Below are 22862 nucleotides of genomic sequence, written 5' to 3'. Positions count from 1 at the left end.
TTCGAGGGTCGTTGACATCAATGAAAGACTCTCCGGCATGGCGATGACGGGACAGGTGAAGGCCGAGCTGGCCTCCACTCAGATCACCAAGACATGCTGCCGGAAGGCAGAGGTTGCCTCGACGTTGAGGTTCGCTGGGGGGATCCACATCGTGGCAGGCAGGATCGTGGTCGAGGCTGAGCTCGACACCGGTCTGGCCGCCAGGAGATTGAAGCGAGACATCGCCGACGTCTTCGGTCACGAGGCAGAGGTGGCTCTCATCCAGGCGAGCGGACTCCGTAAGGGCAGCCGCTACATCGTGCGCGTGGTCAAGGACGGTGAGGCGCTGGCGCGTCAGACCGGCCTTCTCGACCAGCGTGGCCGGCCGGTGCGGGGTCTTCCGCCTGCCGTCGTCTCGGGCGGAGCCTGCGACGCGGTGGCCGCCTGGCGCGGTGCCTTCCTGGCTCACGGCTCGCTCACCGAGCCGGGCCGCTCCTCCTCGATGGAGGTGACCTGCCCGGGCTCGGAGTCGGCTCTCGCCCTCGTCGGCGTCGCCCGCCGTATCGGCATCTCGGCGAAGCCGAGGGAGGTACGCGGCGTGGACCGTGTCGTCATCCGCGACGGTGACGCGATCGGCCAGCTGCTCACCCGCCTGGGTGCCCACGAGTCGCTGATGGCCTGGGAGGAGCGCCGGATGCGCCGCGAGGTCCGCGCCACCGCCAACCGGCTCGCCAACTTCGACGACGCCAACCTGCGCCGCTCGGCCCGTGCCGCGGTCGCCGCCGGCGCCCGAGTCGAGCGCGCCCTGGAGATCCTCGGCGAGGACATCCCCGACCACCTGCGCCAGGCCGGCAAACTCCGTCTCGAGCACAAGCAGGCCTCGCTCGAGGAGCTCGGCCAGCTCCACGACCCGGTGTTGACCAAGGACGCGATCGCCGGCCGCATCCGCCGCCTGCTGGCCATGGCCGACAAGCGGGCCGAGGAGCTCGGCATCCCCGACACGGAGGCGTCGCTGACCGCCGAGATGCTCGCCGAGGACGCCTGAGAGCAGCATCCACAACCTGAGAACCGGCCCGAGCCCCTCGACTGATCGAGGGGCTCGGGCCGTTTGCTACTCGTCCGTCTTTTGGAACGATCCAACCCAGTCTCCCGCTGTTCAGAGGCGCTGGGTAGTGTCGGCGTCAGCGGGTGATCCCGCGCACAATCTTTTCGACGCGAACCAGGAGTCCACGTGACAGTTCGAGTAGGCATCAACGGATTCGGCCGGATCGGCCGCAACTTCTTCCGCGCGGTGCGCGCCTCCGACCTCGACATCGAGATCGTCGGGGTGAACGACCTCAGCGACAACGCGACCCTCGCGACGCTGCTGAAGTTCGACTCGATCCTCGGCCCGCTCGGCGCCGACGTGTCCGCCACCGAGGACGCGATCGTCGTCGACGGCAAGGAGATCAAGGCGTACGCCGAGCGCGACCCGGCCAACATCCCCTGGAAGGACCTCGACGTCGACGTCGTGATCGAGTCGACCGGGTTCTTCACCGACGCGACCAAGGCCCGCGCCCACATCGACTCCGGCGGGGCGAAGAAGGTGATCATCTCCGCGCCGGCGAAGAACGAGGACGCCACCATCGTGATGGGCGTCAACGAGTCGGTCTACGACCCCGAGGCCCACACGGTGATCTCCAACGCCTCCTGCACGACCAACTGCCTGGCGCCGCTGGCGAAGGCGCTCAACGACGGCGTCGGCATCAACCAGGGCCTGATGACGACCATCCACGCCTACACCGCCGACCAGAACCTTCAGGACAACATCCACAAGGACATGCGCCGCGCCCGCGCGGCCGCTCTCAACGTCGTGCCCACCTCGACCGGCGCCGCCAAGGCGATCGGTCTGGTGCTGCCGGAGCTGAAGGGCAAGCTCGACGGCTACGCCCTGCGCGTGCCGGTGCCGACCGGCTCGATCGTCGACCTCTCCTTCGAGGCCTCGCGCGAGACCTCGGTCGAGGAGATCAACTCGATCATGGAGAAGGCCGCGGACGGGAAGTACCTCGTCTACTCGACCGACCCGATCGTCTCCTCCGACATCGTCACCAACCCGGCGTCCTCGATCTTCGACGCCCCGCTGACCAAGGTGATCGGCAACCAGGTCAAGGTGGCAGCGTGGTACGACAACGAGTGGGGCTACTCCAACCGGCTCGGTGACCTGGTGGCGTACGTTGGCGCGAGCCTGTGACCCAACGACCTGCCTCACAGGTTAGGGTCTAGCCCGTTATGTCTCTGAATCTCACGCAGCTCATCGAGCAGGGTGTCGCGGGCAAGCGAGTTCTCGTGCGCTCCGACCTCAACGTCCCGTTGGAAGGCACGACGATCACCGACGACGGTCGCATCCGTGCTTCGGTGCCCACGATCAAGGCGCTGGCCGATGCCGGCGCCAAGGTCGTGGTGGTCGCCCACCTCGGTCGGCCGAAGGGAGAGCCGGACCCGGCCTACTCGCTGGCGCCCGTGGCGACCCGCCTCGGTGAGCTGCTCGGTGCCGAGGTCGCCTTCGCGACCGACACCGTCGGCGACTCCGCCAGCTCGGTCGTCGGCGGACTCGCTGACGGCCAGGTCGCGCTGCTGGAGAACGTACGCTTCAACGCCGGTGAGACGAGCAAGGACGACATCGAGCGGGCCACCTTCGCGGCCGAGCTCGCCGCCCTGGCCGACGCCTTCGTCTCCGACGGCTTCGGCGTGGTCCACCGCAAGCAGGCCTCCGTCTACGACGTGGCCAAGCTGCTCCCGAGCGCGCAGGGCGGCCTGGTGGCCACCGAGATCGAGGTCCTCAAGCGGCTCACCGAGACCCCCGAGCGCCCCTACGTGGTCGTCCTCGGCGGCTCGAAGGTCTCCGACAAGCTCGGCGTGATCGACAACCTGCTCGGCAAGGCGGACAAGCTGCTCATCGGGGGCGGCATGGTCTTCACCTTCCTCAAGGCCCAGGGCTACGAGGTCGGCCAGTCGCTGCTCGAGGAGGACCAGATCCTCACCGTGCTCGGCTACCTCGAGCGCGCCGAGGAGATCGGCGTCGAGATCCTGCTGCCGACCGACGTCGTGGTCGCCGACTCCTTCGGTGACGAGGCCTCCGCCCGTGTGGTCGCGGCCAATGCGATCCCGGCCGACTCGCTCGGGCTCGACATCGGCCCGGAGTCGGCCCAGGCCTACGCCGCCGCGCTCGAGGGCGCCAAGACGGTCTTCTGGAACGGCCCGATGGGCGTCTTCGAGCAGGCTGCCTTCGCCGAGGGCACCCGCGCGGTCGCCCAGGCGCTCACCACGATCGACGGCCTCTCGGTCGTCGGTGGTGGCGACTCCGCCGCGGCGATCCGCCAGCTCGGCTTCGCCGATGACCAGTTCGGTCACATCTCGACCGGCGGCGGTGCCTCGCTCGAATACCTGGAGGGCAAGACCCTTCCGGGCGTCGCCGTGCTGGACGAGGCGACCGTGGTCGGAGGACTGGGCTGATGGCGGCCAAGAAGCCGACCACGGGGCGCACCCCGCTCATCGCCGGCAACTGGAAGATGAACCTCAACCACCAAGAAGCGGTGGTCCTGGTCCAGAAGCTCGCCTGGACGCTCTCTGACAAGCGCCACGACTTCGCCGCCGTGGAGGTGGCGGTCTTCCCGCCGTTCACCGATATCCGTTCGGTGCAGACGCTGGTCGACGGCGACAAGATGCGCATCACCTACGGTGCCCAGAACGTCTCCACCCAGGAGTCCGGCGCCTACACCGGCGAGGTCTCGGCCGCGATGCTGGCCAAGCTCGGCTGCTCCTACGTGATCGTGGGTCACTCCGAGCGTCGTGAGCACTACGGCGAGACCGACGAGATCGTCGCGCTCAAGGCCAAGATCGCGCTCAAGCACAACATGATCCCGATCGTCTGCGTCGGCGAGGGCCTCGAGGTCCGCCAGGCCGGCAACCACCTCGACCACTGCACCGCCCAGGTCGAGGGATCGCTGGCCGGGCTCACCGACGCCGAGGTCGGCCAGGTCGTGATCGCCTACGAGCCGGTCTGGGCGATCGGCACGGGGGAGACCGCCACCGCGCAGGACGCTCAGGAGGTCTGTGCGGGCATCCGGGACCAGCTCGAGAAGAGCTACGGCGCGGAGATCGCCGATGGCGTACGCATCCTCTACGGCGGCTCGGTGAAGCCCAACAACGTGGCCGCGCTGATGCAGGAGGCCGACGTCGACGGGGCGCTGGTCGGCGGGGCGAGCCTCTCGGTCGAGGACTTCGCGGCCATCTCGCGCTACTACGACCTGCCGGTCCTCTAGGCCAGTGCTGTAGGTTTCGGGCTCTCCAGATAGGATTTCAGACGTGGAACTTCTCTTCACCATCATCCTGGTCATCGCGAGTGCGCTGATGATCCTGCTCGTGCTGCTTCACAAGGGCCGCGGTGGCGGACTCTCCGACATGTTCGGTGGCGGTGTCTCGAGCTCGCTGGGTGGATCCTCAGTCGTCGAGCGCAACCTCGACCGGCTCACCATCGGCATCGGTGTCATCTGGTTCGCCTGTGTGATCGCGCTCGGCCTGCTGATGGCCTACTGAAACATTCCCCTTCAGCGCACGCGCGATAGCGTCTAAACTCATCGACGCTGGACGGAGATTTTGCCGTCCGATTCCCCCAAAGTGGCCTCTCGGGGCTGCGAACTTTAAGTTGAGAGAGGACACCGCAGCACCATGGCAGGTGGAGGGAACGCGATTCGGGGCTCCCGAGTCGGTGCTGGGCCGATGGGTGAGGCGGAGCGCGGCGAGGCTGCGCCGCGGAAGGCCGTCACCTACTTCTGCACCAACGCACATCGCTCGGTCATCACCTTCGCCGTCGAGGCGACGCCACCGGACTCCTGGGACTGCCCCAAGTGTGGGCTCCCAGCCGGTCTGGACGAGGAGAACGCGCCCCCGGCGCCGAAGATCGAGCCTTACAAGACCCACCTCGCCTACGTGAAGGAGCGCCGCTCCGACGCCGAGGCCGAGGACATCTTGGAGGAGGCAATCGCTCTCCTCCGCTCCCGCCGCAAATCCGGCGAGATCATCTTCTGAACCCCCGCCGAGTCGGCGCATCTGCTCCAAGCAGAGGCGCCGACTCGGCGCATCTGTCCCGCCCGTGGAGCGCGAGTCGGCGCAACTGTCCCGTTCAGCTCGCCAGCCGTCCACCGCGCCGCCGGAGTGCCCGATGGTGCAGTTGCCGGATGCTTACGTCTGCGGTGCCGGTCCGCGTGAAGATATCGCTCTTCGTGAACGCCTCGACCAGCCAGCCTTCTCGGCACACCTCCAGACGCCGTTCCCGGTCACGTACCTGCTGGTCGGGGGAGGAGTGCCATTCCGCGCCGTCGTACTCGACGGCGGCGAGAAGGTCCTCGTTGGCCAGATCGAGACGGGCGACGAATTGTCCGGTCACCGTGGAGACCTCGACCTGCGGCGTCATGGGAAACCGCGCATGATGGCAGTGCAGACCCAGCACCGCTTCGGGTGGTGACTCGAACCGCCCGTCCGCCAGCGGGCCGATTCCGCGAAGCGTGGTGACCCATCGCTGACCGCGGAACTGCTCGATCCCTTCGATGAACTCCTCAGGCTCGTACGCGCCGAGCCGGTGCATCATCGAGACTCCGGCGATCGCCTCGTCAGGCCAGCGGACGCGACCGAGATCCCAGGCCGTACGCAGCGCGGTGGTGACCCTCAGGCCGCCGATCTCCTCGGTCTCGCTGTCCGCCACGTCGCGTTCCCCGCTGCTGGCGATGTGGTTGCGAAGGCGGCCGCGGCCGGACGGGCGGAAGAACGAGAGTGGTCGAAGGCTGATGTGTTCGCCGGGGGCGAGGATCATCTCGGCTCCGAGGAGCCAGCCGGCATGTCGGTCGACGACGATGCAGTCGGCGGGTGCGACCAGTCTCAAGCATGCAGCGCGGACGGCGAGGGAGTCGCCCGCCTCTGTGGCCAGATACACACCCTTGATGGGGCGACGCACAAGGCCCGTCTCGAGAAGCGTGCCGAGCCGCCTCCGCGAGATCCCGGCTTCGCGGGCCATCCTGAAGGTGAATGGCTCGGTCGTCGGGAGCGGGAAGCTGCTTCCGAGGCTTCCGTTGAACAGCATCTCGTCGATGTCCATGCCCAGAGTCTGGGAGCCGTCCCCGGATCCCGCCAGCGGTCGTCGGCTGCCTGTGGAAAAGTCTGTGGACAGTATGGGGCTGACGCGCCGGCTCGGGGCGCTCGAGCGGGGCTGACGCGCCGAGTCGGCGCCTCTGCGTGGGACAGATGCGCCGACTCGGCTAGGAGGGTCAGCAGGTGGCGCCGAAGATGGACTCGGCGTACTCCGGGTGGTCGATGAAGGGGTTTCGGTTGCGCTGGTAGGTCGAGTAGATGGTGTTGTTGCGGGTGCGTTCGGCCGCGGTGACGGGGTCGGCGGTGTGCCAGTTGAGCAGTACGCAGACCTTGCCGAGGTAGTTGGTCGAGCCGTTGGTGGAGTTGTTGACCTCCAGGTCGGCGAAGCCGTCGTCGCCGTTGTAGCGCACGGCCATGTAGAGGATGCCGCGGGCGAGGTCGCCCTTGACGCTGTCGCGTGGCTCGAAGGAGTCGGAGTCGGTCCAGCAGTCGCCGCACTCCGAGACCGCCGACCCGCCCAGGTCGAAGTCCTTGCTGCCGCGGGTGGAGTTGACGGTGACGTCCTCCGGACGCAGGTGGTGTACGTCGGTGCCGGGGCCGTTGCTGGTGCCGAAGTCCCCGTGGCTCTGCGGCCAGGTGTGCTCGCGGTTCCAGTTGTTGGCGTCTCCGCCGTTGTTGGTCTTCGGTGTGGAGACCCCGGAGTAGAACTCGATGACGTTCGCGGAGTTGTTCGGGTCCTGGTCGAGGACCTTCAGTGCTTCCCAGACCGCGCTGTAGGACAGCGTGGTGTGGCCGTCGATGATGTTGTGCAGCGCCGACTTCAGCGACGATCCGGACAGGCCGGCGGCCGAGTCGTAGTAGCCCGCCGGGATGTTCGGGTCCGCGGTCGGGGTGGCCGTCGGGGTCGGGGTCGGAGTCGGCGTGGAGCCCGCGAACGCGAAGGCGGTCGCGTTCTTGTGGCCGGGATGGGAGAAGTACGCCGTCAGGGTGCCGGTCACGTCGATCTGACGCCCCTTGAGGCCCGGGTTGGACCGGAGGCCCCATGCGCTGCGGAACGCGTCGGGGATCTGCACGTAGAGCATCTTGGACGTGCTGGTCTCCGACGCCGAGTCAGCGATCGCGAGAGCGTAGTCGCTGGGGTAGTTGCTGGTCACGACCGTGCTGGTCGCTGTGGGCTGGCCGACGACGTAGCCGCGTACGGTGGCCGTCGAGCCGTTCTGGGTGGCGATCGCCGTGGTGACGTTGATCGTGGCCGCCTGGGCCGGGGCGGTCGTGATCACGACCGCCATGAAGCTCGCCAGGGCGAGGGCAACGAGGCTGGCCAGGGTCAGGCCGAGCCGCCGAGAGGCGCTGAGGGACATGCTCGGATGGTGGCAGTCGGCAGGTGCCCGCGGAACCCGCTGCGGGAAAGATTTACCTGCAGTTAGCAACCTGGGTAACGGAGTTCCCGAGACATTTGCGCCGACTCGGCGCTCCTGGGTGGGACAGTCGCGCCGAGTCGGGAGGGGGTCAGAGCTTGGACGCGGCCGCTCGGTCCAGGAACCAGGTCGTCTCGGTGGTGCCGGTGACGCCGGTGGCGGGGATCTCGGTGATCGGAGCGCCGGCGTGTGCCTTGGCCACGGCTTCGGCCTTGCCCTCGCCGCTGACCAGGAACCAGACGGTCGTGGACCGGCGCAGCGCCTCGAAGGTGAAGGTGATCCGCTCGGGCGGCGGCTTGGGGGAGCCGGTGACTCCGACCGCGATCGCGTCCTTCGCCTCGAGCTGCGGGAAGCCGGGGAAGAGGGAGGCGATGTGGCCGTCGGGGCCGACGCCGAGCATCAGGATGTCGAAGCCGCCGGAGCCGTGGCTGCGTACGTCCTCGGAGAACCGTGCCGCGGCCTCGTCGACGCTGAGGCCGGAGTCGGTGGCGGGCATCTCGTGGATGCGGTGGTCCGGGACGCCGACCTCGGTCAGGAAGGCGGCGCGGGCCTGACCGGCGTTGCGGTCGGGGGAGTCGGCAGCGACATAGCGCTCGTCGCCGAAGAAGAACTCGACCGCGCCCCAGTCGACACCCGACTCGGGTGCGAGGCGGGCGATCTCGCGGTGGATCGCCTCGGCGATCGTGCCACCGGTGAGGCCGATGGTGGGGACGTCGCCGGCCGCCTGCAGGTCGGCGAGGCGGCTGAGGAACTCTCCGGCGACCGCCGAGGCCAGGGCCTCAGCGCTGTCGTGGACCTCGATGAGTGACTCGGGATGACCGTCGCTGGTCACGTGCGCTTCTCTCTGTAGTAGGCGATGAGGGATTGGGTGGAGGTGTCCTGCTGCTTGGCGGTGTCCGCGTCACCGGAGACCGCCGGGCTGATCTGGACGGCGAGCTGCTTGCCGAGCTCGACGCCCCACTGGTCGAAGGAGTCGATGCCCCACACCACGCCCTGGGTGAAGGTGATGTGCTCGTAGAGGGCGATCAGCTGGCCCAGTACGCCGGGGGTCAGCGCGGGCGCCATGATCGAGGTGGTCGGCCGGTTGCCGGAGAAGACCCGCGCGTTGACGATGTTCTCCGCGGTGCCCTCGGCGCGCACCTGCTCGGCGGTCTTGCCGAAGGCGAGCGCCTGGGTCTGGGCGAAGAAGTTGGCCAGGAACAGCTCGTGCACGTCGATGTCCCCGTCCGCGAGCGGATAGGCCGGGTTGGCGAACGCGATGAAGTCGGCCGGGATCACCCGGGTGCCCTGGTGGATCAGCTGGTAGAACGCGTGCTGTCCGTTGGTGCCGGGCTCTCCCCAGAACACCTCGCCGGTGTCGGTGGTGACGGCGGTGCCGTCCCAGCGCACCGACTTGCCGTTGGACTCCATCGTCAGCTGCTGAAGGTACGCAGGGAACCGGTGCAGCAGCTGGGAGTATGGCAGCACGGCGTGGGTCTGAGCGTCGAGGAAGTTGACGTACCAGACGTTCAGGAGACCCATCAGCGCCGGCACGTTCTGCGCGAGCGGGGTCTTCGCGAAGTGCTCGTCGATCGCGTGGAACCCGCCGAGGAACTCGGCGAACCCCTCCGGCCCGATGGCGATCGCCAGGGACGTGCCGATCGCGGAGTCGACCGAGTAGCGGCCGCCGACCCAGTCCCAGAAGCCGAAGGCGTTCTCCGGGTCGATCCCGAAGGCCGCGACCTTGTCCAGGGCCGTGGAGACGGCCACGAAGTGCTTCGCGACGGCCTCGGCGGCGTCCACATCGTCACCGAGCGCGTCGAGCAGCCAGGTGCGCGCGAGGCGGGCGTTGGTCAGCGTCTCCAGCGTCGAGAAGGTCTTGGAGGAGACGACGAACAGCGTGGTCGCGGGGTCGAGCCCCTTCAGCTTCTGGCCGGCGTCGGTGGGATCGATGTTGGAGATGAACCGGCACTCGATCTCGGGGTGACGGAACGGCTCGAGCGCTTCGTACGCCATCACCGGGCCTAGGTCGGAGCCGCCGATGCCGATGTTGACCACGGTGCGGATCCGCTCACCGGTGACGCCCTTCCACTCACCGGAGCGGACCCGGTCGGCGAAGGCGTACATCTTCGCCAGGGTCTCGTAGACGGCGGGCACCACGTCGGTGCCGTCGACCTCGAGCGAGGCGTCGGCGGGAAGGCGCAGGGCGGTGTGGAGCACTGCGCGGTCCTCGGTGACGTTGATGTGCTCGCCGGCGAGCATCGCGTCGCGCCGCGCCTCCAGGCCGACCTGCTCGGCGAGCGCCAGCAGATCGGCCAGGAGGTCGTCGGTGATGAGATCCTTGGAGAGGTCGACGTGGAGATCGGCGGCCTCGAAGGTGAAGCGTGAGGCCCGGCCGGGATCATCGGCGAACCACGAGCGCAGGTCCGGCTCGAAGCCGGCCCGCCGCTCGGTGAGTGCCTTCCAAGCGTCCGTCGTCGTCGCGTCGACCGGGCCTTCGCTCACTGCTTGGCCGCCTCGATCTGGGCGACGACGGTGTCGACGAGCTCGGTCCAGGAGACCTTGAACTTGTCCACGCCCTCGGTCTCCAGCACCAGGAAGACGTCATCGAGGTCGACTCCGACCGAGCGGAGCGACTCGAAGACGGTGGCCGCCTCGGCACCCTTGCCGGTGACGACGTCGCCCTTGACCTCGCCGTGGTCGGCGAAGGCCTCCATGGTCTTCTCCGGCATGGTGTTGACCGTGTCGGCGACGACCAGGTCGGTGACGTAGAGGGTGTCGGGGTAGGCCGGGTTCTTGACCCCGGTCGAGGCCCACAGGGGGCGCTGGGCGTTGGCGCCCTCAGCGGCCAGCGCGGTCCAGCGCTCGCCGGCGTGGACCTCCTCGAAGGCGGCGTAGGCGGCGATCGCGTTGGCCACCGCGGCCTTGCCGAGCAGAGCGCTGGCCTCGGGGGTGCCGATCGCCTCGAGCCGCTTGTCGATCTCGGTGTCGACGCGGGAGACGAAGAACGACGCCACGCTGCGGATCGTGGACAGGTCCTTGCCGGCCGCCTTGGCCTGCTCCAGACCGGTCAGGTAGGCGTCCATCACGGCCCGGTAGCGCTCGACCGAGAAGATCAGGGTCACGTTGACCGAGATGCCCTCGGCGATCGCGGCGGTGATCGCCGGGAGCCCCTCCAGGGTCGCCGGGATCTTGATCAGCGCGTTGGGGCGGTCGACCGCGGCCCACAGCGCCTTCGCGGAGGCGATGGTCGCCTCGGTGTCGTTGGCCAGGGTGGGCTCGACCTCGATCGAGACCCGGCCGTCGTCCTTGGTGGACTCGGCCACCGGCGCGAGGATGTCGCAGGCGTTGCGTACGTCCTCGGTGGTGAGGCCGAAGATGACCTCGTCGACGTTCTTGCCGTCGGCCACCAGCGAGCGCAGCTGCTCGTCGTAGCGCTCACCGTTGGCGATCGCAGCGGCGAAGATGGTCGGGTTGGTGGTCACCCCGACGACGGACTTCTCCTTGACGAGATCGGCGAGGTTGCCGGTCTCGATCCGCTCGCGGGAGAGGTCGTCGAGCCAGATGGATACGCCGGCCTCGGCCAGCGCCTTGAGACGGTCAGACATGTTTCATGCTCCCTTGTTGATGGCGGCGAGGCTCTCCTTGGCGGCCGTGACGACCGCCTCGGGGGTGAAGCCGTACTCCTTGAACAGCAGCGCACCGGACGCCGAGGCGCCGAAGTGCTCGAGCGAGACGATCCGGCCGGCGTCGCCGACGTACTCCCGCCAGCCCTGCTTCACACCGGCCTCGACGCTGACGCGCGCCTTGACGTTGGGCGGGATCACCGAGTCGCGGTAGTCCTGCTCCTGGGCCTCGAACCACTCCAGGCAGGGCAGCGAGACGACGCGGGCGCCGATGCCCTCCTTCGCCAGCTCCTCGCGGGCGGCGACGGCGTACTGCACCTCGGAGCCGGTGCCGAGCAGGACGACGTCGACGGTGCCGGTGGGGGAGTCGAGGAGTACGTAGCCACCCTTGGCTACACCCTCGGTGGTCGCGTAGCCGTCCTTTCCGCGGGGGAAGGTCGGCAGCGCCTGACGGGTCAGGATGAGCGCCGAGGGGCGGTCGTGGTGCTTGAGCACCTCGAGCCAGGCGGCGGCGGTCTCGTTGGCGTCGGCGGGACGGACCACGTCGAGACCCGGGATCGCCCGGACCGCGGCGAGGTGCTCGACCGGCTGGTGGGTCGGGCCGTCCTCGCCCAGACCGACGGAGTCGTGGGTCCAGACGTGGATCACCGGCAGCTTGGACAGCGCCCCGACTCGTACGGCACCGCGCATGTAGTCGGAGAACTGGAAGAACGTGCCGCCGAAGGCCTTGGTGGGCGAGTGGGCCACGATGCCGTTGAGGATCGCGCCCATGGCGTGCTCGCGGATGCCGAAGTGGAGCACGCGGCCGGCGTAGGGGTCGCCCTTCCACTCGTGAGTGGAACGGTCCTCGGGGACGAAGCTGGGCGCACCGGCGATGGTGGTGTTGTTGGAGCCGGCGAGGTCGGCCGAGCCGCCCCACAGCTCGGGCAGCACCGGCGCCAGCGCGTTGATCACCTTGCCGGAGGCGGCACGGGTGGCGATGCCCTTGGCGTCGGCCTCGAAGAACGGCAGCGCGTCGGCGACGTCGGCGGGAAGCTCCCCTGCCTGCATCCGCTCGAGCAGCTTGGCGCCCTCCGGGTTGGCCTCGGCCCAGGCGGCCTCCTCGGCGCGCCAGGCCTGCTCGGCCTTCTCGCCGCGCTCGATGAGCTTGCGGGTGTGGGCGAGCACCTCGGGGTCGACGTCGAAGGACTTCGCCGGGTCGAAGCCCAGGATCTCCTTGGTCGCGGCGACCTCCTCGGCGCCGAGCGCCGAACCGTGGGCCGCCTCGGTGTTCTGCGCGTTCGGGGCGGGCCAGGCGATGATGGTCCGCAGCACGATCAGCGACGGCTGGTCGGTGACCTCGCCGGCGGCGTTGATCGCGTCGAACAGCGCCGGGACGTCCTCGGCGTAGCCGGTGCCGTCGTGGGTCCAGTCGACCTCCTGGACGTGCCAGCCGTAGGCCCGGTAGCGAGCCGCGACGTCCTCGGTGAACGCGACGTTGGTGTCACCCTCGATCGAGATCCGGTTGGCGTCGTAGATCATCGTGAGGTTGCCGAGCTTCTGGGTGCCGGCGATCGAGCTCGCCTCGCTGCTGACGCCCTCCTGCAGGTCGCCGTCGCCGGCCAGGACGTACGTCTTGTGGTCGAACGGGCTCGGCTGGTCGACCGGGGTGTCCGGGTCGAGCAGGCCGCGCAGCCGGCGCTGGGCCATCGCGATGCCGACGGCGTTGGCGACGCCCTGGCCGAGCGGGCCGGTGGTCACCTCCACGCCGCGGGTGTGGCCGCGCTCCGGGTGGCCCGGGGTCAGCGAGCCCCAGGTGCGCAGGCTCTCCAGGTCGCCGAGCTCGAGACCGAAGCCGCCGAGGTAGAGCTGGATGTAGAGGGTGACGCTCGAGTGGCCGACGGAGAGCACGAACCGGTCGCGACCGAGCCAGTCGGTGTCGGCCGGGTTGTGCTTCATCACCTTCTGGAAGAGCAGATAGGCAGCAGGGGCCAGGCTCATCGCGGTGCCAGGGTGGCCGTTGCCGACCTTCTGCACGGAGTCCATGGCGAGAACGCGGACGGTGTCCACGGCCTTGCTGTCCAGATCGGTCCACTCGAGTACAGGTTTGGTGCTCACGAGGTGCCTTTTCAAATCGGAGAGTCCACTTGGGAAGTTCTTGGGCTGGCCGTGGGGGGCTGCCGAATCCGAGCCTACTCACGCCCCGGGTTAGACTGCGAGCCGCATGCTGTGAACTGCCTGTATGAGCCGCATGTGAAGCCTCAACCCGATCGAGAAGGATCTTCTCAGTGACGCACGTCGAACAGCCGGTCCCCGACCTCGACCAGCGTAGCGACCGCGCGTCAATGCGCGATGTCATCTCGGCGTACGTCTCCCTGACGAAGCCCCGCGTGATCGAGCTGCTGCTGCTCACGACCGTGCCGGTGATGTTCTTCGCCGCCCAGGGTGTGCCGGGCGTCGGCCTGGTCGCGGCCACGGTCGTCGGCGGGATCTTCTCGGCCGGCTCGGCCTCGGTCTTCAACTGCGTCTACGACCGCGACATCGACGAGCAGATGAGGCGTACGCGACGCCGGGCTCTGCCGCGGCACGTGGTCACCCCGCGGGCGGCGCTGATCTTCGGGTCGGTCCTCGCGGTGCTGTCGGTGGTCGTGCTCGGCCTCTTCGTCAACTGGCTCTCCGCCGGGCTGTCGGTGGCCGCCAACGCGTTCTACGTCTTCGTCTACACGATGCTGCTCAAGCGGCGCACCACGCAGAACATCGTCTGGGGCGGCATCGCGGGCTGCTTCCCGACCCTGATCGGCTGGACCGCGGTCACCAACTCGGTGAACTGGGAGCCGCTGATCCTGTTCATGGTCGTCTTCTTCTGGACCCCGCCGCACACCTGGGCCCTGGCGCTGCGCTACCGCGAGGACTACGCCCAGGTCGACGTGCCGATGCTGCCGGTGGTCAAGTCCGCCCGCTACGTGGGCGCTCAGATCGTGGCGTACTCCTGGGTCATGGTCGCCACCTCGCTGCTGCTGTGGCCCCTCGCCTCCACCGGCTGGCTCTACCCGGTCGCAGCGATCGGCCTCGGCGCCGTCTTCCTCGTCCAGGCCCACCAGCTGCACGCGCGAGCCAAGGGCACCGAGGACCTCACCAAGATCCGCCCGATGCAGCTCTTCCACTCGAGCAACCTCTACCTGAGCCTGCTCTTCGTCGCCCTCGCGGTCGACCCGCTCCTGCGCTGAGACCTCCGCCCGCAGGGCTGAACGACCCGCTGCGTGGCTCGATAGGGTTCCGGCGTGGAGATCCGGTCGATGCAGCCCGAGGACGTCCCGTTGGCGGAGCGCGGAGGCGTTCTACGAGCTCGACGTACGGATCCCGCGGCCGCACGAGACCGAGCCGGAGAAGCGGTCCCCCGAGCAGGCGGAGAAGTGGAACCGGCGTACGCAGCGGTTCCTGGACACCGACCCGGCGGGGTGTGTCGTCGCGGTCGACGAGCACGGACTCGCCGGTTTCGCGACCTCGATCCGCCGCGACGATGCGGTGTGGGCGCTGGCGACCTATGCCGTACGTCCCGGGCTGCAGGGGCAAGGGGTCGGTAAGCGCATCCTCTCCCTGGCCGCCCGGCACGGTGCGGGCTGCCCGCGGTGGATGCTGTCCGCGAGCGATGATCCGAAGGCGGTCCGGCGCTACCGGCTGGCAGGCTTCGACCTGCACCCGCAGATGGTCCTGTGGGGCCAGGTCGACCGTTCAGCCCTGCCGGCCGTCGGCGGACTGCGGCAGGGTTCGCTGGACGACGTCGGGCTCCTCGACCGCATCGACCGGATCGCCCGCGGCGCGGGCCACGGTCCCGATCACGAGGCACTCGCGTCGATGGGCACGTTGGTCGTCGACACCGCGGGTCGTGGGTATGCCTATGGCGGCACCAGCGGCCCCGCGCTGCTCGCCGCCCTCGACGAGGAGACCGCAGTCCGGCTGCTGTGGGAGTGCCTGGCGCGCACCACGGACAAGCGGGCCGTCGTCGGCCATGTCACCGCCGCCAACCAGTGGGCGACGGACGTCGGGCTCGCCTGTCGCCTGAGCCTCGGCACCGACGGCTACCTGGGGGTTCGCGGGATGGCTCCGCCCACGACGTACATCCACAACGGCGCGCTGCTCTGACGGGAGCCGACCACGTCGGGGCTAGGCGTGGGCGCGGACCGAGCAGACGACGCGGGCGAGGCCGGCGGAGATGAGGGCGGCGCCGAGCATGTGGAAGCCGACCAGGAGGACGGGAAGGTCGGTGAGGTACTGCACCCAGCCGATCAGGCCCTGGGCGAGCTCGATGACCAGCAGGACGAGCGTGACCTGACGGACGTACGCGTGCTTGCGGCCCAGCCACAGCGTGACCAGGGTCGCAGCGATGAGCGCGTAGACGGCGTAGGCGTGGATGTGGGACATCAGCGCCGGGTCGAGGCCGGTCCGGCGGGACTCGAGGTCGCCGGAGTGCGGGCCGGAGCCGGTCACGACCGTGCCGAGCCAGAGGGAGAGCCAGCCGACGACGAAGGTGACCACGGCGGCGATGCGTACGTTGCGCGGCGCGGCCTCACGCTCCGGCGAGCGGAGGTCGTCGAGCAGCCACACGCACAGGCCGACCATTGCCATCGAGGCGAGCAGGTGGAGCGCGACGACGTACGGGTTGAGCTCGGAGAGGACGGTGATGCCGCCGATGACACCCTGCAGCGGGACACCGAGGGCGATGACGATCGCCAGGGTGCGGATGGTGCCCCGGCGGTTCCAGACGGCGATGACGACGGTGATGGCGATCGCGGCCAGGACGTAGGTCAGCAGCCGATTGCCGAACTCGATGACGCCGTTGATCCCGAGCGCCTCGTGAGCCACGTAGGACTCCTCGGTGCACTTGGGCCAGGTGGGGCAGCCGAGGCCGGAGCCGGTCAGCCGGACCACCGCACCGGTCACCACGATCCCGATGTTGGCGACGAGGTTGGCGATGGCCAGCCCGAACGCATGCGCGCGGAGCCAGCCGAGGACCTTGTCCTTGGCCGAGCGGCCCGGGTCGGTGGAAGGTTCGGTGGTGGTCATTCCCACTTGAAGGTCCTAGCTGTGAGGGTCGAGCCGAGGAGGGCCCAGACGAGGAGCACCCCGAGGTCCCGCCAGGCCGGGACGCCGTCGAGGAAGGCGGTGCGTACCGCCTCTCCGAGCGCGCCCGAGGGGAGCCAGCGGGCGACATCGCCGTAGGCGCCGTAGGCCGTCAGCGGCAGCACCACGGCACCGCCGGCCAGGAGGAGCAGATAGATGAGGTTGGCGGCGGCCAGGGTCGCCTCGGCGCGCAACACCCCGGCGACGAAGAGCCCGAGCGAGGCGAAGGCCAGCGTGCCCATCGCGATGGCGAGGAAGAAGGCGAGAACGGTGCCGAACCCCGCGGCGGGAGTCCAGCCGAGGATCTGGCCGACGCCGCCGATGACGAAGAGCTGCACGAGCTGTACGCAGCCGAGCGCGAGCACCTTGCCGGCGAGCAGGCCGATCCGGGGGAGCGGTGAGGCGCCGAGGCGCTTGATCACGCCGTAGCGCCGCTCGAACCCGGTCGCGATCGCGAGGCTGGTGAAGCTCGTCGACATGATGGCCAGCGCAAGGACGCCGGGGGTCAGGAGGTCGACCAGCGGGCGGTCGGTGCCGAGGTCGAGGTCGATGGCGTTGCCGGCGGTGACGCCGCCGACGAGCACCATCACCGGGATCACGACGGCCAGCAGGAGCTGCTCTCCGTTGCGGAGCATCAGCTTGGCTTCCATCAGCGCCTGGGCGACCACCTGCTGGGTGATCGGCGCACCGCCGGGCTTGGGGGTGAAGGTCCCCGTGGCGACCTCAGACATGCTCGATCCCCTCGGTGAGGTGAAGGCCGCCGGTGAGATCGAGGAAGACGTCCTCGAGGCTCCTGCGGCCAAGGGTCAGCGACTCCGGGAGGACGTCGTTCTCCTCGCACCAGCGGCTCACCTTGGAGAGCGTGGTCGGGTCGGCCTTGCCGGTGACCCGCATCGAGCGCTCGTCGAGCAGGGTGACCTCGGTGTCCTCACCGAGTGCCTTGCGCAGCGACTCGCGGGCACCGGGCGGGAACGGCTTGGTCACGACCAGTCTCACGGTGGCGGTCGCACCACCCCTGGTGAGCTCCAGCGGAGTGCCCGAGGCGATCATCCGGCCACGGTCGATGATGTGCACCTGGTCGGCCAGCTCCTCGGCCTCCTCCAGGTAGTGCGTCGTCAGCACGACGGTGACGCCGTCCTGCCTGAGCTCGCGCAGCAGCTCCCAGGTCGTACGCCGCCCCTGCGGGTCCATCCCCGCCGTGGGCTCGTCCACGAACACCAGCTCCGGACGGCCCACCAGCGCCATCGCCAGCCCGAGCCGCTGCTGCTGCCCGCCGGAGAGTCGCCGGTAGGGGGTGCGGCCGCACTCGCCCAGGCCGAGCCGCTCGGCCAGGTAGTCGACGTCGAGCGGATGCGCGTGCAGCCGGGCGATGTGCTTGAGCATCTCCATGGCGCGTACGCCGCTCCAGGCGCCCTGCCCCTGCAGCATCACCCCGATCCGGGGGAGCAGCTGCTTGCGGTCGGCGATGGGATCGAGCCCGAGGACGCGAACCGTCCCCTGCTGGGGCTTCCGGTAGCCCTCGCAGGTCTCCAGGGTCGTCGTCTTGCCGGCACCGTTGGGCCCGAGCACGGCCGTGATCGAGCCCTCCGCGACGCTCAGCGTGAGTCCGTCGACGGCCGTCTTGTCGCCATAGGTCATGCGCAGGTCGCGTACCTCGACAGCAGGCCTGGCGACGGAAGAGTCCACGGCGGCAGTCTAAGAAGGCGTACGCCACCGGCCCAATCGCCTAGGTGCGATCCTATGGATTCTTAGGTGTCTGTCAGGACGTTGGCCGCCCAACTCCCACCGAAGGACGGCCAACGCGGGGATGAGACGCGATGCCCCCAGTCCTATGACGCGGTGTCTCAGACACAATTTCTGCTCAGGAGATCAACAAGCAAGGCGGTCAGGAATCGAGAAGCCCGCAAGGCCCCGGGATTCCTAAGGTCGAGACATGTTCACACTTCAGACCATCACCCTCGACGCTGCAGACCCCACGGACGCCCGGGCGTTCTACGAGAAGGCCTTCGGGCTCACCGACCAGATCTCCGTACGCCAGGGCCCGGGCACCGGCACCGGCCGGCCGTTCACCATCTCGTTGGTCGTCGGCCAGCCTTCGACGGTCGACAGCCTCGTCGACTCCGCGCTCGCGGCCGGCGCCACCTCCCTCAAGCCGGTCGAGAAGTCGTTCTGGGGCTACGGCGGCATCGTCCAGGCTCCCGACGGCTCGATCTGGAAGATCGCCACCTCGGCGAAGAAGGACAACGGCCCCGCCACCCGCGAGATCGACGACATCGTCCTGCTCCTCGGCGTCGCCGACGTCAAGGCGACCAAGCGGTTCTACGCCGAGCACGGACTGGGCGTGAAGCGGAGCTTCGGGGGCAAGTACGCCGAGTTCGAGGCCGCTCCCGGTGCCGTCCAGCTCGCGATCTATCCCCGGCGTGCTCTGGAGAAGGAGACCGGTGTCGCGGTCGACCCGGACGCTGCGTACGGAATCGTCCTGGGTGGCGGCAGCGAGGCCTTCACCGACCCGGACGGGTTCACCTGGCAGGCTGGTGACCATGGCACGCACGATCGCGACGAACACGACCGTTGATCTCGAGGGGCTCCTGGAGTTCGTACGTCCCCGCCACCAGATGATCCTGGTGACCAGCCGAGCCGACGGGTCCCCGCAGCTCTCGCCGGTCACCGGTGGCGTCGACGACGACGGGCGGATCGTGATCGCGACCTACCCCGAACGCGCCAAGACCCGCAACGCCCGCCGCCGCCCGCAGGTGAGCGTGATGGTCCTCTCCGAGGAGTGGAACGGCGCCTGGGTCCAGGTCGACGGCGACGCCGAGGTGCTCGACGCGACCGCGGGCGAGGAGGCCCTGGACGCCTTCGTCACCTACTTCCGCAACATCTCCGGCGAGCACTCGGACTGGGACGAGTACCGCCAGGCGATGGTCGACCAGGGCAAGTCCCTCCTCCGGATCACCCCGAAGCGCTGGGGCCCGGTCGCCACCGGCGGCTTCCCCGCCCGCCTTGCGTAAACCAGTGGCACCAGACGTACGCCGCTGACTACCGTTTCCAGCACACAGGAACACCACGAGGAGATGAGCATGCGCAGGTCGGTCGAGATCCGCTCCGCCGCCGGGAACCCCGGTCTGGCGAGCGAAGCCCGCCTGCGCTCCGACCTCCGCTCGGACCGCATCGGCCAGGAGCCGACGACGCGCTGAGCATCAGCGCCGACAAAGGGCCGCTCCCGCCGCAAGAACCCGGCCGGAGCGGCCCTTTCGCATGCCCCGGCCCTGTCGAAGGAGAGAAAGAGATGACGAACGAGTTCCCGATCGCCCTGGCCGGTGCCAAGGCCGAGACCCTGATGTGGGCGCGCCCGCACGAGATCGAGCACGCCGCCCAGGACCAGCTGCGCAACATCTCCAAGCTGCCCTGGGTGCACGGCGTACGTGTCATGCCGGACGTGCATCTCGGCAAGGGCGCCACGGTCGGCTCCGTGGTCGCCATGAAGGACGCCGTCTCGCCGAGCGCGGTCGGCGTCGACATCGGCTGCGGGATGATGGCGGTCAAGACCTCCGTCACGACCAGCGACCTGCCCGACGACCTCGGCCCGCTGCGCTCGGCGATCGAGGAGGCGGTCCCGGTCGGGTTCCAGGCGAACGACGGCCAGGCCGGCGTCGTCCGCAAGGACCTGACGCTGAAGGTCGCCTTCGACAAGCTCTTCGGCGGTTTCGAGGAGCTGCGGGCGCCGAAGCTCGGCGACCGGCACAAGCGGACGGTCGCGCAGTGCGGCTCGCTCGGCGGTGGAAATCACTTCATCGAGGTGACCGCCGACGACGACGGCGTGATCTGGCTGATGCTGCACTCCGGCAGCCGCAACATCGGCAAGGAGATCGCCGAGCGGCACATCTACGCGGCCAAGGGGCTCGAGCACAACCTCGGCCTGCCCGACCGCGACCTGGCGGTCTTCCTGGCCGGCACCGCGGAGATGGACGCCTACCTGCACGACCTCTACTGGGCCCAGGACTACGCCAAGCTCAACCGGCGGATCATGATGGCTACGGTCAAGAGCGTCTTCGCGCGCTTCTTCCCCGAGGTCGTGTGGGGCCGGGAGGTCAACGCCCACCACAACTACGTCGCCCGGGAGACGTACGACGGCGTGGACCTGGTCGTCACCCGGAAGGGCGCGATCTCGGCCAAGTCCGACGAGTACGGGCTGATCCCGGGATCGATGGGCACCGGTTCGTACGTCGTGCGCGGGCTCGGCAACGAGGCGTCCTACTGCTCCGCATCCCACGGCGCGGGACGGAAGATGTCGCGTACGAAGGCGAAGAAGACCTTCACCGTGGCCGACCTCGCCGCGCAGACCGAGGGAGTCGAGTGCCGCAAGGACGCCGGTGTCGTCGACGAGATCCCCGGTGCGTACAAGTCCCTGGAGAGCGTCATCGAGGCACAGACGGATCTGGTCTCCGTGGAGGCTCGGCTGCGCACGCTGCTCTGTGTGAAGGGCTGAGGCAGGAAACAGGAAGTGGCCAATTTGGGCCCGAAGGCGACCCTGCCGAGGGCCCAAAATGACCACTTCTCCGGTGGAGTTGCAGCGTGGCTGGTTTCTGGAAAGCCGACACCGCGATCGTGAGGGGTCTTAGCGTTGAGGCCCATGAAATCTCAGCAGAGGTTGCTGGCGACGTTCGTGTTGGCCGGCACCTTGCTCGTCGGTTGCGGCGAGACGGGCGGAGCGGGGTCAGCGCTGGTCGAGAAGTGGTCTCGAGCAGGCGGTCCGGAGAGCGAGTTCCTGTCCTCGGGCTCCTGGACGGCGACCGACGAGCTGTGGATCTACGCCAACATCGACTCCTCCCGGATCGAAGCCGTACGCCTTGCCGACGGCGAGGAAGCCTGGCACCTGCCTCTCGAGGAGAACGTGTGCGAGATCTCGCCGGTGAACCAGGCCGGGCTCGTCGCGGTGCGTGACCACCCACCGGGCTCTCATGGCTGCAACCGGGTCACGGTCGTGGACACCTCCGACGGCGACCCCCTGTGGTCGGAGAGTTTCGAGTCGATCGGTGGACGCTCCGAGGGCGGTGGCATGGTCGGGCTGACCGAGACGACCGTGTCGGTTACGACCGACTGCGCAGTCGAACGCTGGGAGGCGGCGTCCGGTGATCGCCTGGAGCCGCTGATGGCTCGCGACGGTGCCGCCGAGCTGGGCTCGTTCGGGTGCCGGGTCGCCACCACGGGCAACACCGCGCTGGTCCCAGAGAAGGACGGCCTCAGTGGCTTCGACGTCGATACCGGCAAGCGCCTGTGGACGGTCGCCGGCGACCGCCCACAGGTGGGCGCCGTCTACGCCACCGAACCGATCGTCGCCGACGTGTGGGTCGACGGGATGCAAGGCGTTCGCATGATCGACCCACCCACCGGTCAGCTGGGAAGGATCGTCGGCCGGTCCCTGGATGCTGGCGCTGCGACGCCGACGCTCGGGCTGGCCGACGTCGTGGGAGACCGGATCGCCGGCGCCTACGACGAGGAGCTGTCCGGGTCCGACGCCGCCGCGGACGGCGCCGTGCGAACGTGGGATCTGACCTCGGGCACGGAGGCTTGGAGTCGGGCGAGCGAAGCCGGCGACATCTTCCTGGGGGCTGACGAGAAGGGCGTCTACATCGGTCGTGACACCCGGTCCGAGGCCGGCTACAGCGTGCTCCGTCGCGACCTCGATGACGGCTCCGATGAAGTCGTCGGCTCCGTCGAGAACACACCCGCCGTGGTGACGAAGGTCGGTGACCTGCTGCTGGTGGGCGGCGTCGACGCGGCGCGCGAGGACAGCGAGACGACGGCCTACCAGCTGCCCTCGAGCTGAGGGGCCGTGGCGTCAACCATGCTCCGCCTCCCATGGGTCGGGGCGGAGGATGTCGCGCACGAAGGCGAAGGAGACCTTCACCGTCGCCGACCTGCCGCTCAGACCGAGGGTGTCGAGTGCCGCAAGGACGCCGCTGCGTGAACGCTGAGGCGGCGCTGCCAGATCCCGAGGCGGTGGCTCCACGGCATCCGTGGGTTCAGTCGGCGCGGCTCGGAGACGTGGACCAGGTCGAAGTCCGGGCCGAGGGCGCGGGTCATGTCCTCGGGGACGTACGTCCACGGCGGGCCCGCCTCCGTCCTCGGACGGTCGATCGGGAAGATGCCCGACGCGACCCGCCCGCCGGGGCGTACGACCGCGCGGGCCAGGTCGCCGACGCGGCCGCGCCAGTCGGGCGGCAGCGCGCAGAAGAAGGTGTGGTCCCACAGCAGGTCGACCGGCCCGCCGGTCGCGGCCAGGACGACGTCGGCATCGAGGGCGTCGCCGACCGCGTAGGTGAGATTCGGGTAGTGCTCTGCGGCGTAGGCGGCCGCCGTGGGGGAGAGGTCGACAACCGTCGTATGCCATCTGGCAGCCGCCAGTCCTGCCGCATCGTGCCCTCGGCCGGCGCCGGGCGCGAAGGCGGTGCCGGGCTCGCCGAGGAGTGTCGCGTTCTCCTCGATGTAGGCCAAGGGGGCGCCGAGGTCCCAGCCGGTCGTGCCGCGGATGTATGCGGTGTCCCAGTCGGTGGGGTCGTTGACGGTCATGGCCACAGTCTCTCCAGCCGGCGCGACGAATGGGAGAGCAGGGCGCATGACGAGTCCGCGTTCC

Annotated in this window: 22 protein-coding genes; 12 read left to right on the top strand and 10 right to left on the bottom strand. The window is 69.1% G+C overall.

Annotated elements, in window-relative coordinates:
* Nucleotides 1-37 precede the first annotated feature (37 nt).
* The 6 genes from whiA (at nucleotide 38) to ACIO3S_RS13775 (ending at nucleotide 5046) form a co-directional block, all read left to right on the top strand.
* Entirely contained in the window at nucleotides 38-1024 is a 987-nt protein-coding gene (gene whiA, locus ACIO3S_RS13800; RefSeq protein ID WP_045547796.1) for a DNA-binding protein WhiA, read from the top strand.
* Between the two features lie 186 nt (nucleotides 1025-1210).
* Nucleotides 1211-2209, top strand: coding sequence for a type I glyceraldehyde-3-phosphate dehydrogenase (gap, locus tag ACIO3S_RS13795; RefSeq protein WP_400464294.1), 999 nt, complete (start codon nucleotides 1211-1213; stop codon nucleotides 2207-2209).
* Between the two features lie 38 nt (nucleotides 2210-2247).
* Nucleotides 2248-3471, top strand: a complete 1224-nt coding sequence (locus ACIO3S_RS13790) for a phosphoglycerate kinase (protein ID WP_350714764.1) — start codon at nucleotides 2248-2250, stop codon at nucleotides 3469-3471.
* Nucleotides 3471-4280: a triose-phosphate isomerase gene (gene tpiA / locus ACIO3S_RS13785; RefSeq protein WP_400464290.1), complete on the top strand. Its 810-nt coding sequence runs from the start codon at nucleotides 3471-3473 to the stop codon at nucleotides 4278-4280. Before ACIO3S_RS13790 ends, tpiA begins: the two co-directional genes overlap by 1 nt.
* A gap of 43 nt (nucleotides 4281-4323) precedes the next feature.
* Entirely contained in the window at nucleotides 4324-4554 is a 231-nt protein-coding gene (gene secG, locus ACIO3S_RS13780; protein ID WP_008357155.1) for a preprotein translocase subunit SecG, read from the top strand.
* Nucleotides 4555-4686: 132 nt separating this feature from the next.
* Nucleotides 4687-5046 carry an RNA polymerase-binding protein RbpA gene (locus ACIO3S_RS13775; protein ID WP_160022595.1) on the top strand — a complete coding sequence of 120 codons (360 nt, stop codon included), beginning with the start codon at nucleotides 4687-4689 and terminating at the stop codon, nucleotides 5044-5046.
* Between the two features lie 94 nt (nucleotides 5047-5140).
* Here ACIO3S_RS13775 and ACIO3S_RS13770 read toward each other — a convergent pair whose 3' ends face one another.
* The 6 genes from ACIO3S_RS13770 to tkt all read right to left on the bottom strand — a co-directional run bounded on the left by ACIO3S_RS13770 (nucleotide 5141) and on the right by tkt (nucleotide 13222).
* Nucleotides 5141-6109 carry a type IV toxin-antitoxin system AbiEi family antitoxin domain-containing protein gene (locus tag ACIO3S_RS13770; protein ID WP_400464285.1) on the bottom strand — a complete coding sequence of 323 codons (969 nt, stop codon included), beginning with the start codon at nucleotides 6107-6109 and terminating at the stop codon, nucleotides 5141-5143.
* A 169-nt stretch (nucleotides 6110-6278) separates the two neighbouring features.
* Complete coding sequence (locus tag ACIO3S_RS13765; RefSeq protein WP_400464282.1) at nucleotides 6279-7463, bottom strand: endonuclease; 1185 nt, start codon at nucleotides 7461-7463, stop codon at nucleotides 6279-6281.
* Nucleotides 7464-7611: 148 nt separating this feature from the next.
* Nucleotides 7612-8352 (bottom strand): 6-phosphogluconolactonase, encoded by a 741-nt coding sequence (pgl, locus tag ACIO3S_RS13760; RefSeq protein WP_160022601.1) that lies wholly within the window; start codon nucleotides 8350-8352, stop codon nucleotides 7612-7614.
* Nucleotides 8349-10004 carry a glucose-6-phosphate isomerase gene (pgi, locus tag ACIO3S_RS13755; RefSeq protein ID WP_400464278.1) on the bottom strand — a complete coding sequence of 552 codons (1656 nt, stop codon included), beginning with the start codon at nucleotides 10002-10004 and terminating at the stop codon, nucleotides 8349-8351. The genes pgl and pgi overlap by 4 nt, the downstream gene beginning before the upstream one ends.
* A complete protein-coding gene (gene tal, locus ACIO3S_RS13750; protein WP_400464275.1) occupies nucleotides 10001-11107 on the bottom strand; it encodes a transaldolase in 1107 nt (368 codons plus the stop codon). The genes pgi and tal overlap by 4 nt, the downstream gene beginning before the upstream one ends.
* Before the next feature lie 3 nt (nucleotides 11108-11110).
* Complete coding sequence (gene tkt / locus ACIO3S_RS13745; protein ID WP_400464272.1) at nucleotides 11111-13222, bottom strand: transketolase; 2112 nt, start codon at nucleotides 13220-13222, stop codon at nucleotides 11111-11113.
* Nucleotides 13223-13392: 170 nt separating this feature from the next.
* On the opposite strand from tkt, the gene ACIO3S_RS13740 reads away from it, so the two are divergent.
* Complete coding sequence (locus ACIO3S_RS13740; protein ID WP_160022609.1) at nucleotides 13393-14331, top strand: heme o synthase; 939 nt, start codon at nucleotides 13393-13395, stop codon at nucleotides 14329-14331.
* Nucleotides 14332-14461: 130 nt separating this feature from the next.
* Complete coding sequence (locus ACIO3S_RS13735) at nucleotides 14462-15247, top strand: GNAT family N-acetyltransferase (RefSeq protein WP_400464642.1); 786 nt, start codon at nucleotides 14462-14464, stop codon at nucleotides 15245-15247.
* Nucleotides 15248-15268: 21 nt separating this feature from the next.
* On the opposite strand, the gene ACIO3S_RS13730 is transcribed toward ACIO3S_RS13735, so the two are convergent.
* The 3 genes from ACIO3S_RS13730 to ACIO3S_RS13720 are packed head-to-tail and all read right to left on the bottom strand — an operon-like array spanning nucleotide 15269 to nucleotide 17911.
* Entirely contained in the window at nucleotides 15269-16168 is a 900-nt protein-coding gene (locus tag ACIO3S_RS13730) for a heme A synthase (protein WP_400464269.1), read from the bottom strand.
* Nucleotides 16165-16956 (bottom strand): ABC transporter permease, encoded by a 792-nt coding sequence (locus ACIO3S_RS13725; protein ID WP_400464266.1) that lies wholly within the window; start codon nucleotides 16954-16956, stop codon nucleotides 16165-16167. The genes ACIO3S_RS13730 and ACIO3S_RS13725 overlap by 4 nt, the downstream gene beginning before the upstream one ends.
* Nucleotides 16949-17911: an ABC transporter ATP-binding protein gene (locus ACIO3S_RS13720; RefSeq protein ID WP_400464263.1), complete on the bottom strand. Its 963-nt coding sequence runs from the start codon at nucleotides 17909-17911 to the stop codon at nucleotides 16949-16951. Before ACIO3S_RS13720 ends, ACIO3S_RS13725 begins: the two co-directional genes overlap by 8 nt.
* Before the next feature lie 247 nt (nucleotides 17912-18158).
* Between ACIO3S_RS13720 and ACIO3S_RS13715 the strand changes: the two genes are divergently transcribed.
* The 4 genes from ACIO3S_RS13715 to ACIO3S_RS13700 all read left to right on the top strand — a co-directional run bounded on the left by ACIO3S_RS13715 (nucleotide 18159) and on the right by ACIO3S_RS13700 (nucleotide 22055).
* Complete coding sequence (locus ACIO3S_RS13715) at nucleotides 18159-18800, top strand: glyoxalase (protein ID WP_400464260.1); 642 nt, start codon at nucleotides 18159-18161, stop codon at nucleotides 18798-18800.
* Nucleotides 18766-19236: a PPOX class F420-dependent oxidoreductase gene (locus ACIO3S_RS13710; protein WP_400464257.1), complete on the top strand. Its 471-nt coding sequence runs from the start codon at nucleotides 18766-18768 to the stop codon at nucleotides 19234-19236. Before ACIO3S_RS13715 ends, ACIO3S_RS13710 begins: the two co-directional genes overlap by 35 nt.
* Before the next feature lie 278 nt (nucleotides 19237-19514).
* Nucleotides 19515-20714, top strand: a complete 1200-nt coding sequence (locus ACIO3S_RS13705) for an RtcB family protein (RefSeq protein ID WP_400464254.1) — start codon at nucleotides 19515-19517, stop codon at nucleotides 20712-20714.
* 144 nt (nucleotides 20715-20858) lie between these two features.
* A complete protein-coding gene (locus ACIO3S_RS13700) occupies nucleotides 20859-22055 on the top strand; it encodes a PQQ-binding-like beta-propeller repeat protein (protein ID WP_400464251.1) in 1197 nt (398 codons plus the stop codon).
* 98 nt (nucleotides 22056-22153) lie between these two features.
* Here the strand turns inward: ACIO3S_RS13700 and ACIO3S_RS13695 are convergent, their stop codons facing one another.
* Nucleotides 22154-22798: a methyltransferase domain-containing protein gene (locus ACIO3S_RS13695; RefSeq protein ID WP_400464248.1), complete on the bottom strand. Its 645-nt coding sequence runs from the start codon at nucleotides 22796-22798 to the stop codon at nucleotides 22154-22156.
* Nucleotides 22799-22862 lie beyond the last annotated feature (64 nt).

This window comes from Nocardioides sp. NPDC087217 (genome assembly GCF_044744805.1).
In the GTDB taxonomy this organism is placed as follows: Bacteria; Actinomycetota; Actinomycetes; order Propionibacteriales; family Nocardioidaceae; genus Nocardioides.
This window is presented reverse-complemented; position numbering and strand designations above follow the sequence as displayed.

Coding starts and splice junctions, on each gene's coding strand:
- whiA (WP_045547796.1), top strand. CDS start 38: ATGGCGATGACGGGACAGGTGAAGGCCGAGCTGGCCTCCACTCAGATC.
- ACIO3S_RS13790 (WP_350714764.1), top strand. CDS start 2,248: ATGTCTCTGAATCTCACGCAGCTCATCGAGCAGGGTGTCGCGGGCAAG.
- tpiA (WP_400464290.1), top strand. CDS start 3,471: ATGGCGGCCAAGAAGCCGACCACGGGGCGCACCCCGCTCATCGCCGGC.
- ACIO3S_RS13775 (WP_160022595.1), top strand. CDS start 4,687: ATGGCAGGTGGAGGGAACGCGATTCGGGGCTCCCGAGTCGGTGCTGGG.
- ACIO3S_RS13770 (WP_400464285.1), bottom strand. CDS start 6,109: ATGGACATCGACGAGATGCTGTTCAACGGAAGCCTCGGAAGCAGCTTC.
- ACIO3S_RS13765 (WP_400464282.1), bottom strand. CDS start 7,463: ATGTCCCTCAGCGCCTCTCGGCGGCTCGGCCTGACCCTGGCCAGCCTC.
- tal (WP_400464275.1), bottom strand. CDS start 11,107: ATGTCTGACCGTCTCAAGGCGCTGGCCGAGGCCGGCGTATCCATCTGG.
- ACIO3S_RS13730 (WP_400464269.1), bottom strand. CDS start 16,168: ATGACCACCACCGAACCTTCCACCGACCCGGGCCGCTCGGCCAAGGAC.
- ACIO3S_RS13725 (WP_400464266.1), bottom strand. CDS start 16,956: ATGTCTGAGGTCGCCACGGGGACCTTCACCCCCAAGCCCGGCGGTGCG.
- ACIO3S_RS13715 (WP_400464260.1), top strand. CDS start 18,159: ATGTTCACACTTCAGACCATCACCCTCGACGCTGCAGACCCCACGGAC.
- ACIO3S_RS13710 (WP_400464257.1), top strand. CDS start 18,766: ATGGCACGCACGATCGCGACGAACACGACCGTTGATCTCGAGGGGCTC.
- ACIO3S_RS13705 (WP_400464254.1), top strand. CDS start 19,515: ATGACGAACGAGTTCCCGATCGCCCTGGCCGGTGCCAAGGCCGAGACC.
- ACIO3S_RS13700 (WP_400464251.1), top strand. CDS start 20,859: ATGAAATCTCAGCAGAGGTTGCTGGCGACGTTCGTGTTGGCCGGCACC.
- ACIO3S_RS13695 (WP_400464248.1), bottom strand. CDS start 22,798: ATGACCGTCAACGACCCCACCGACTGGGACACCGCATACATCCGCGGC.